The organism is Modestobacter lacusdianchii, assembly GCF_054177765.1.
This window is the reverse complement of sequence record NZ_JBJJTJ010000007.1, coordinates 182,589-190,427: the sequence shown is the minus strand read 5'-3', so window position 1 is coordinate 190,427 and position 7,839 is coordinate 182,589. Positions and strand designations below refer to the sequence as shown.

Genomic DNA, 7,839 nt, shown 5'->3' with positions numbered 1-7,839 from the left:
CCCCCCCCCCCCCCCCCCCCCCCCCCCCCCCCCCCCCCCCCCCCCCCCCCCCCCCCCCCCCCCCCCCCCCCCCCCCCCCCCCCCCCCCCCCCCCCCCCCCCCCCCCCCCCCCCCCGGGGCGATGCGGTCAGCACATCCCGGCCCGTCCGGGCCGCCGGGGCGAGGCGGTCAGCGGGGCGGCAGTGTCCCCGCCTCGACGGTCGCGCCGCCGGCGGCCACCAGCACGCCGTCCCGCCAGACCTCCCGCACCCGGCCGGAGAGGCCGGTCAGGTCGGACGCGTCGCCGTCCAGGACGACGACGTCGGCCCGCTTGCCCACCTCCAGGCTGCCCAGCTCGCCCGCCACCCCGAGCAGCTGGGCCGCCGACAGGGTGGCCGCGTGCCAGGCCTGCTCCGGCGTCATGCCGCAGCCGGTCATCAGTGCCAGCTCGGTGAGGTTGTCCCCGTGCGGGCCGACCCCGCTGTCGGTGCCCATCGCCACCTTCACCCCCGCCTCGACCGCACGGCGGACCGACTCGTCGTGCACCGCCTGCACCGAGCGGGCCTTCTCGACCACCGCCTCGGGCAGCGACGCCCCGGCCGCGGCGGCGGTGAGCACGGCCCGCGGCGCCGCGAGGGTGGGCACCAGCCACGTGCCGTGCGCCAGCATCAGCTCGATCGCCTCGTCGTCGAGGTAGATGCCGTGCTCGATCGAGCGGATCCCGGCCCGGACGGCGGCCTTGATCCCCTCCGCGCCCTGGGCGTGCGCCATCACGAACACCCCCGCGGCGACCGCCTCCTCGACCAGCACGTCGAGCTCGGCGGGGCGGAAGTGCGGGTGCCGCGGGTCGTCCCGGGCCGAGAGCACGCCGCCGCTGGTGGCCACCTTGATCACGTCGGCGCCGGCACGCAGCAGCTCCCGCACGGTCCGGCGCATCTCGTCGGCGCCGTCGACCACGGTGTCCGGCCGGCCCGGGTGCGGACCCATCAGCGGCACCTCGGCGCCGCAGACGTGCCAGCCGTCGCCGTGCCCACCGGTCTGGGACAGCATGCTGATCGCGATCTGCATCCGGGGGCCGGCGATCAGCCCGTCCCGGACGGCCTGGGCCACGCCGAGGTCCGCGCCACCGGCGTCCCGCACGCTGGTGATGCCCTGGGCGAGGGTGCGACGCAGGTTGTGCACCGCCTCGTAGAAGCCGTAGCTGAACGGCGTCTGCAGCAGCCGCATCATGTCGACGCCGCTGAGCATCACGTGCACGTGGCAGTCGAACAGGCCGGGCAGCAGGGTGGCGCCGGTGCAGTCGACGACCTCGTCGCCGTCCAGCCCGACCCCCACCTCGACGATCCGGCCGTCCTGCACGGCCACGTCGCCGCGGGCCGCGGGCCCGCCCGTCCCGTCGAGCACCTGGCCACCGGAGAACACACGTCGCGTCATGTGCGCACCCTAGGACCTCACCCGTTAGCGGTGCTCATCATCTCGCGGTGACCCCGCTGGACTAGCGTGCCGGGCATGCGGCCCACCGACCTCTCCCTGCTGCGCGTCCCCGGCGTGCCCACGGTGTCCCCGGACGGGCGGACCGCCGTCGTCGCGGTCAGCCGGCCGGACCTCGACGCCGACGAGTACCGCAGCCAGCTGTGGACCGTGCCGACCGACGGGTCCGCGCCGGCCCGGCCGCTCACCCACGGGCACCGGGACTCCGCGCCGGTGTTCTCCCCGGACGGGCGCTGGCTGGCCTACCTGGCCGCCGAGCCGAAGGGCAGCCCGCAGCTGCACGTGCTCCCGGTCGCCGGCGGCACCGCGCGCACGCTGACCGACCACCACCTCGGCGCCGGCGTGCCGGTCTGGTCGCCGGACTCCCGGCGGATCGCCTACACCGCGCGGGTGCCCGAGGAGGGCCGCTACGGCACCGAGGACGACGTCCCGCCGGCGGCAGAGGCGCCCCGGCTGATCACCACGCTGAAGTACCGCGCCGACGGGGTCGGCTTCACCAACGACCGCCGCCCGCACGTGTTCGTGGTCGACCTGCCGGCCGAGGGCGAGGACGACGCGGCCGAGCTCAGCCCGCCGTTCCAGGTGACCGACGGCGACGCCGACGACGCCGACGTGGCCTGGAGCCCGGAGGGCACCGAGCTGGCCTTCGTCTCCGCCCGGCACGAGGGCGCCGACCTCGACCGGGTCACCGACGTGTACGTCGTCCGGCCCGACGGCACCGGCCTGCGCAAGGTCACCGACTCGCGGTCGAGCTGCGCGCACCCCGCCTACGACCCGGACGACCCGGCCGGCAGCACGATCTACCTCTCCGCGATCCCGGACCTCGGCCCGCTGGGCCGGGACTTCGTCGGCCGCAACACCACGCTGGCGAAGGTCAGCGCCGCCGGCGGGCCGGTCGTGCCCCTGCTGGACCCCGAGGACCACGACCGCGGCGACGAGACGCCGGCCACCGTGGTCGCCGGTGGGGCGGCGTTCCTCGGCGTCCAGCGGCGGGGCGCGGTCGAGCTGCTGCGGGTGCCGCTGTCCGGCGGCGCACCGGAGGCGCTGGTCGACGGGCCGTACACGGTGCGCGGCATCGGCGTGGGCGGCGGCGTGGTCGTGGCCACCGTCGCCCACGACCGCTCGGCCGGCGAGCTGATCGCGATCACCCCGGGCCGGCGGCGGCTGCTCACCGGGTTCGGTGCCCCGCTGCAGGCCACCGGCCGGCTGCACCGGATGCGGGAGGTCACCGCGGCCGCCCCCGACGGCTACCCGGTGCACGGCTGGGTCACCACGCCGTCCGGCCCGGGGCCGCACCCGGTGCTGCTCACCGTGCACGGTGGGCCGTTCGCCCAGTACGGCTGGACGCTGTTCGACGAGACGCAGGCCTACGTCGAGGCCGGCTACGCGGTGGTGAAGTGCAACCCGCGCGGCTCGTCGGGCTACGGCCAGGCGCACGGCCGGGTGATCAAGGAGCACATGGGCGAGCTCGACGCCGACGACGTGGTGGCCTTCCTCGACCACGCGCTGGAGGACCCGGCGCTGGACTCCTCCCGGGTCGGGATCATGGGCGGCTCCTACGGCGGCTACATGACGACGCTGCTGCTCAGCCGCACCGACCGGTTCGTCGCCGGGATCAGCGAGCGGGCGTTCAACGACCCGGTCAGCTTCGTCGGCTCCTCCGACATCGGGTTCTTCTTCCCCGACGAGTACGTGGGCACCGACCCCGAGCGGGTCGCCGCCCAGTCGCCGATGGCCCAGGCGCACCGGATCACCACCCCGACGATGGTGATCCACTCGGAGGAGGACTGGCGCTGCCCGCTGGAGCAGGGCACCCGGCTCTACGTCGAGCTCAAGCGCCGCGGGGTGCCCACCGAGCTGCTGCTGTTCCCGGGGGAGGGGCACGAGCTGTCCCGCTCGGGCCGGCCGGAGCACCGGCGGGCCCGGCTGGAGCACGTGCTGCGCTGGTGGGGGCGCTGGCTGCCGACCTCGCAGAACACCTCGGCGGTGGCCGAGCTGCCGGCCGGGCCATCGGCCGGCGACGGCACGCCGGCCGCCGCGAACGGCCGGCTCACCGTGCCGGCCACACGGCTCCGGTGACCACCCCGGAGCTGCTGGCCGCCGCACCGGGCCTGGCGGCGACCGCGCTGCGCACCGTCCGGGAGGAGTTCCCGAACGGGCTGTACGTGCACTACCGGCGTCCCGGTGACGCCCCGGTGCGTCCGCGCGACCGGCACCCGGCGTTCTACGGCAGCTACGACTGGCACTCCGCGGTGGAGATGCACTGGGTGCTGCTCCGGCTGCTGCGGGTGGCGCCGGACGCGGTGCCGTCCGACGAGGTCCGGGCGGTCCTCGACGAGCACTGGACGACGTCGTCGATCGCGGCCGAGGTGGCGCACGCGGTCGCCCACCCCGGCTGGGAGCGGCCGTACGGCTGGGCGTGGGCGCTGACCCTGGTCGAGGAGGCGGCGTCCTGGTCCGCCGAGCCGGGTGCACCGGACGACGTCCGCCGGTGGGCCGCGACCCTCCAGCCGCTGGCCGACCACTTCCTCGGCGCGTTCGGGCGCTGGCTGCCGGCGGCGACCTACCCGGTGCGCACCGGCCTGCACCCGAGCAGTGCCTTCGGTCTGCTGATGTCGCTGCCGGCCGCCCGCCGCGCCGGGGTGGACGGGACGCTGGCCGACGCCGCTCGCCGCTGGTTCGGTGCGGACACCGACGCGCCCGTGCGCTGGGAGCCGTCCGGCTCGGACTTCCTCTCCCCGGCGCTGGTCGAGGCCGTGCTGATGACCGAGGTGCTGCCCGAGCCGGGCCCGTGGCTGACCGGGTTCCTGCCCGGGCTCGCCGCCGGTCCGCTCTTCGGCCCCGCGGTGGTCAGCGACGCCAGCGACGGGCAGACGGCGCACCTGCACGGGCTCAACCTCAGCCGGGCCTGGTGCCTGCGCCGGCTGGCCGCGGTGCTGCCGGGCTCCACCGACGCCCTGCTGGCCTCGGCCGCCGAGCACGCCGCCGCGGCGATGCCGCACGTCAGCGGCAGCGACTACATGGTCGAGCACTGGCTGGCCGCCTACGCCCTGCTGTACCTCGACCCGGCGTACTGAGGCCCCCGCCGGGCGCCGCGGCGGTCTAGCGTGCCGGCATGGCGCTCGTCTACCCCGTCCTGGCCGATGCTCCCGAGCCCGACGAGGACGCCGAGCCGGACTTCGCCGAACTGGCGGCGGACCTGTCCGACAACTGGCTGGTCGAGATCTCCGTGAGCGAGGACGGGGACGACGCGTGCTTCGGCCCGCTCACCGCCCGGGCCGCCTGGGACCTCGCGGTCGAGCTCGACGACCGGCAGCCGGAGTGGACGATCGCCGTCGTCCCGCTGCACGCCGCCGGGACGGCCGACGAGCTCGTCGAGCTGTTCGAGGACTAGCGGCTGCTCGGGCACGGCCTCCTGGTGGGGTCGTGCCCGCGGTCGCGGACCGGCCGGTCCACCGCCATGATCACCTGCTGTCGAGACCGGGAGGTGGGATGCCGGACGGACGGGTCGACCGAGCCGTGCAGCGCGTGCGTGCGTTGCCGCCGGGCAGGCGGGTGTCGGTGGTCGTCGCCGTGCTGGGCGGGTCGACTGCTCTGGCCGTGGCGCTCGTGGTGGTCGTCCAGCTGCAGCTGGGTGACGGGTCGGTGGACTGGAGCACGGTGATGGTGCCGGCTCTGGGGCCGGTGGTCGGCTGGGTGAGCGGCTGGTCACTGCCCCGCTGGCAGCAGCGACACCGCGTGCGTGCGGGTGAGCGGCAGCGGATGCGGCCGTTCTGGACGGCGACCCGCACCGGGCGGCTGCCCGCGGAGGCGGACGCGGGGGAGTGGCTGCCGCTGCTGGCTCGGGTGCAGGCCCGGCACCGGCGGCGGATGGTGCTGCTGGCCGCAGGTGCCGCGGCGCTCGGCGTCGTCCTGCTCGGTGGGGTCGTGCTGGCCACGGCGCTGGGGCGGCTGGACGTGCGGGTGTACTCCATCCTGACCTCAGCGGTGGTCTACGCGCAGTTCACGTTGCTGGGCTGGGGCCTGGGCGCCGCGAAGCAACGCCGACTGGCCGGTCTGCGCGAGCGGCTGGCGAGTCGGGAGGCGACGGCCGAACCGGTGCACTGACCGGTCACCAGCCGCGGGCGCGCCACTCCGGGAGCTGGAGGCGTTCGGCGCCGAGGGTGGTGTCCTTGCCGTGGCCGGGGTAGACCCAGGTGTCGTCGGGCAGGACGTCGAACAGCCGGTGCTCCACGTCGTCGACCAGGCTGGTGAACCGCTCGGCGTCGGACTGGGTGTTGCCCACCCCACCGGGGAACAGGCTGTCGCCGGTGAAGACGTGCGTGCCCGCGTCCCCCGGGCCGTGCCACACCAGCGCGATGCTGCCCGGCGTGTGCCCGCGCAGGTGCACCACCTCGAGCACCTGGTCACCGACCGGCACGGTGTCGCCGTGCTCGACCGGGCGGGTCACCGGCACCGGCAGGTCGGCGGCGTCCGCCGGGTGGGCGACCGTGGCCGCACCGGTGGCCTCGACGACCTCGGGCAGCGCGCGGTGGTGGTCCCAGTGCCCGTGCGTGGTCGCCACGGTGCGCACGTCGGCGTCCCCGATCAGCGCCAGCAGCGCCGCCGGCTCGGCCGCGGCGTCGACCAGCAGCGACTCGCCGGTGGCGGGGCTGGTGAGCAGGTAGACGTTGTTCGCCATCTCGCTGACCGCCAGCTTGGTGATGGTCAGGCCGGGGAGCTCGCGGGTGTCGGCGGGCCCGCCGACCTCGACGTCGCCGGTGTAGGCGTGGCCGCTCATCGCACTCCGATCTGAGACTGTCGGTGGGCCCGTCTAGGTTCGACGGCATGGACGCTAGTGCAGGCTCCGCACCCGCTCCGCTGCTCCCCGGGGTGGTCGGGCTGCCGGCCACCGAGCTCGCGGCACGGGTCCGGTCCGGTGAGCTGTCCGCGGTCGACGTGGTCCGGGCGCACCTGCGCCACCTGGCCGACGTCGAGGCCCGGATCGGTGCCTTCCGGGTGGTGCGCACCGAGGCCGCGCTCGCCGAGGCCGCCGGGGTCGACGCATCCCCCGACCGGGCCGCGTTGCCGCTCGCGGGCGTGCCGATCGCGGTCAAGGACAACGTCGCCGTCACCGGCGAGGCGGCCACCGACGGCTCGCTCGCGCACCTCCCGCAGCCCGCCGGCGAGGACCACGAGGTGGTCGCCCGGCTCCGCGCCGCCGGGGCGGTGGTGGTCGGGATCAGCCGGGTGCCGGAGCTGTGCCTCTACTCCGCCACCGACGGGCCGGGCACCGTCACCCGCAACCCCTGGGACACCGCACGCTCCTCCGGCGGGTCGTCCGGGGGCAGCGCGGCCGCCGTCGCAGCCGGGGTGGTGCCGCTGGCGCACGGCAACGACGGGATGGGCTCCCTCCGGCTGCCTGCCGCCGCCTGCGGCCTGGTCACCTTGAAGCCCGGCCGGGGAGTCGTGCCCGGGCCGGTCGGGGTGAACTCCTGGTTCGGCATGGCAGAGAACGGCGTGCTGGCCACCACCGTCGACGACCTCCGCACCGGCTTCTCGGTGCTGTCCGGAGCCGAGCCGGAGCCACCGGTGCACGGCGGTCCGCTGCGGATCGCCGTCGCCACCCGCTCGCCCGTCCCGGCGGTGCGGCTGGACGCCGCCGGGCGCGCCGCGGTGGACGCCGTCGTCGCCGAGCTGCGGGCGGCCGGGCACACCGTGGTCACCCGCGAACCGGTGGTCACCCCGGCCGCGGCACTGGGCACGGTGGCCCGCTGGCTGGCCGGCGCCGACGTCGACGCGGAGGGCCTGGGCCTCGACCGGCAGGCGATCGAGCCGCGTAGCCGCACGCACGCCCGGCTCGGCCGCTGGGTCCGTCGCGCCGGTCTCGTGCGCCCGCGCACCGCAGATGCCTTCCGCGCCCGGATGGAGGCGTTCTTCGACGACGTCGACGTGCTCGTCACCCCGGTCGTCGCCGGCCCGCCGCTGGCCGCCCGGCCCTGGCACGAACGCGGCTTCCTGGCCAACGTCACCGCCAACGCCCGCTGGGCACCGTGGACCTCGGCCTGGAACCTGGCCGGGCTGCCGGCGCTGGTCCTGCCCGCCGGCCCCGGCCGTGCCGGGCTCCCCACGTCGGTGCAACTGGTCGGGCCGGCAGGGTCCGAGACGCGACTACTCTGGCTGGCCGGTGAGCTCGAGCGCCGCCTGCCCTGGCGCCGGCACGCGCCCGTGTTCGACCCGCGAGCGTTCACCGGCTGACCGGGTGCACGCCGCGGGCGCGGGAGGGTCCGGCGGGGGAGACGGAGCCGACACCGCGTCCGGGAAGCCCGCTCCCCGGCAGCTCGTTCCACCCGGCGATGACCTCCTCGCGGCTCTAGCCGAGCACTGCAC

At 76.3% G+C, this 7,839-nt stretch carries 7 protein-coding genes; 5 read left to right on the top strand and 2 right to left on the bottom strand.

Features of this window, described 5'->3' with window-relative positions:
- Window positions 1-168: 168 nt before the first annotated feature.
- Window positions 169-1,413, bottom strand: coding sequence for an amidohydrolase family protein (locus ACJTNH_RS07535; protein WP_458174182.1), 1,245 nt, complete (start codon window positions 1,411-1,413; stop codon window positions 169-171).
- Between the two features lie 75 nt (window positions 1,414-1,488).
- On the opposite strand from ACJTNH_RS07535, the gene ACJTNH_RS07530 reads away from it, so the two are divergent.
- The 4 genes from ACJTNH_RS07530 (at window position 1,489) to ACJTNH_RS07515 (ending at window position 5,577) form a co-directional block, all read left to right on the top strand.
- The gene (locus tag ACJTNH_RS07530) at window positions 1,489-3,549 is read left to right on the top strand and encodes a S9 family peptidase (protein WP_458174180.1); all 2,061 of its coding nucleotides are present in this window, start codon (window positions 1,489-1,491) and stop codon (window positions 3,547-3,549) included.
- A complete protein-coding gene (locus ACJTNH_RS07525) occupies window positions 3,546-4,547 on the top strand; it encodes a DUF2891 domain-containing protein (protein WP_458174178.1) in 1,002 nt (333 codons plus the stop codon). The genes ACJTNH_RS07530 and ACJTNH_RS07525 overlap by 4 nt, the downstream gene beginning before the upstream one ends.
- Window positions 4,548-4,585: 38 nt before the next feature.
- The gene (locus ACJTNH_RS07520) at window positions 4,586-4,864 is read left to right on the top strand and encodes a hypothetical protein (protein ID WP_222196098.1); all 279 of its coding nucleotides are present in this window, start codon (window positions 4,586-4,588) and stop codon (window positions 4,862-4,864) included.
- Between the two features lie 98 nt (window positions 4,865-4,962).
- On the top strand, window positions 4,963-5,577 hold the full coding sequence (locus ACJTNH_RS07515) for a hypothetical protein (protein WP_458174176.1): 615 nt from the start codon (window positions 4,963-4,965) through the stop codon (window positions 5,575-5,577).
- 4 nt (window positions 5,578-5,581) lie between these two features.
- Here the strand turns inward: ACJTNH_RS07515 and ACJTNH_RS07510 are convergent, their stop codons facing one another.
- Window positions 5,582-6,250 (bottom strand): MBL fold metallo-hydrolase, encoded by a 669-nt coding sequence (locus tag ACJTNH_RS07510; protein WP_458174174.1) that lies wholly within the window; start codon window positions 6,248-6,250, stop codon window positions 5,582-5,584.
- Window positions 6,251-6,297: 47 nt separating this feature from the next.
- Here ACJTNH_RS07510 and ACJTNH_RS07505 point away from each other — a divergent pair, with 47 nt between their 5' ends.
- On the top strand, window positions 6,298-7,707 hold the full coding sequence (locus ACJTNH_RS07505) for an amidase (RefSeq protein ID WP_458174172.1): 1,410 nt from the start codon (window positions 6,298-6,300) through the stop codon (window positions 7,705-7,707).
- Window positions 7,708-7,839: the final 132 nt, after the last annotated feature.

Bases quoted from the DNA above. Each gene is read 5' to 3' on its own strand.
- ACJTNH_RS07530 (WP_458174180.1), top strand. From the start codon at position 1,489: ATGCGGCCCACCGACCTCTCCCTGCTGCGCGTCCCCGGCGTGCCCACG.
- ACJTNH_RS07515 (WP_458174176.1), top strand. From the start codon at position 4,963: ATGCCGGACGGACGGGTCGACCGAGCCGTGCAGCGCGTGCGTGCGTTG.
- ACJTNH_RS07520 (WP_222196098.1), top strand. From the start codon at position 4,586: ATGGCGCTCGTCTACCCCGTCCTGGCCGATGCTCCCGAGCCCGACGAG.
- ACJTNH_RS07535 (WP_458174182.1), bottom strand. From the start codon at position 1,413: ATGACGCGACGTGTGTTCTCCGGTGGCCAGGTGCTCGACGGGACGGGC.
- ACJTNH_RS07510 (WP_458174174.1), bottom strand. From the start codon at position 6,250: ATGAGCGGCCACGCCTACACCGGCGACGTCGAGGTCGGCGGGCCCGCC.
- ACJTNH_RS07505 (WP_458174172.1), top strand. From the start codon at position 6,298: ATGGACGCTAGTGCAGGCTCCGCACCCGCTCCGCTGCTCCCCGGGGTG.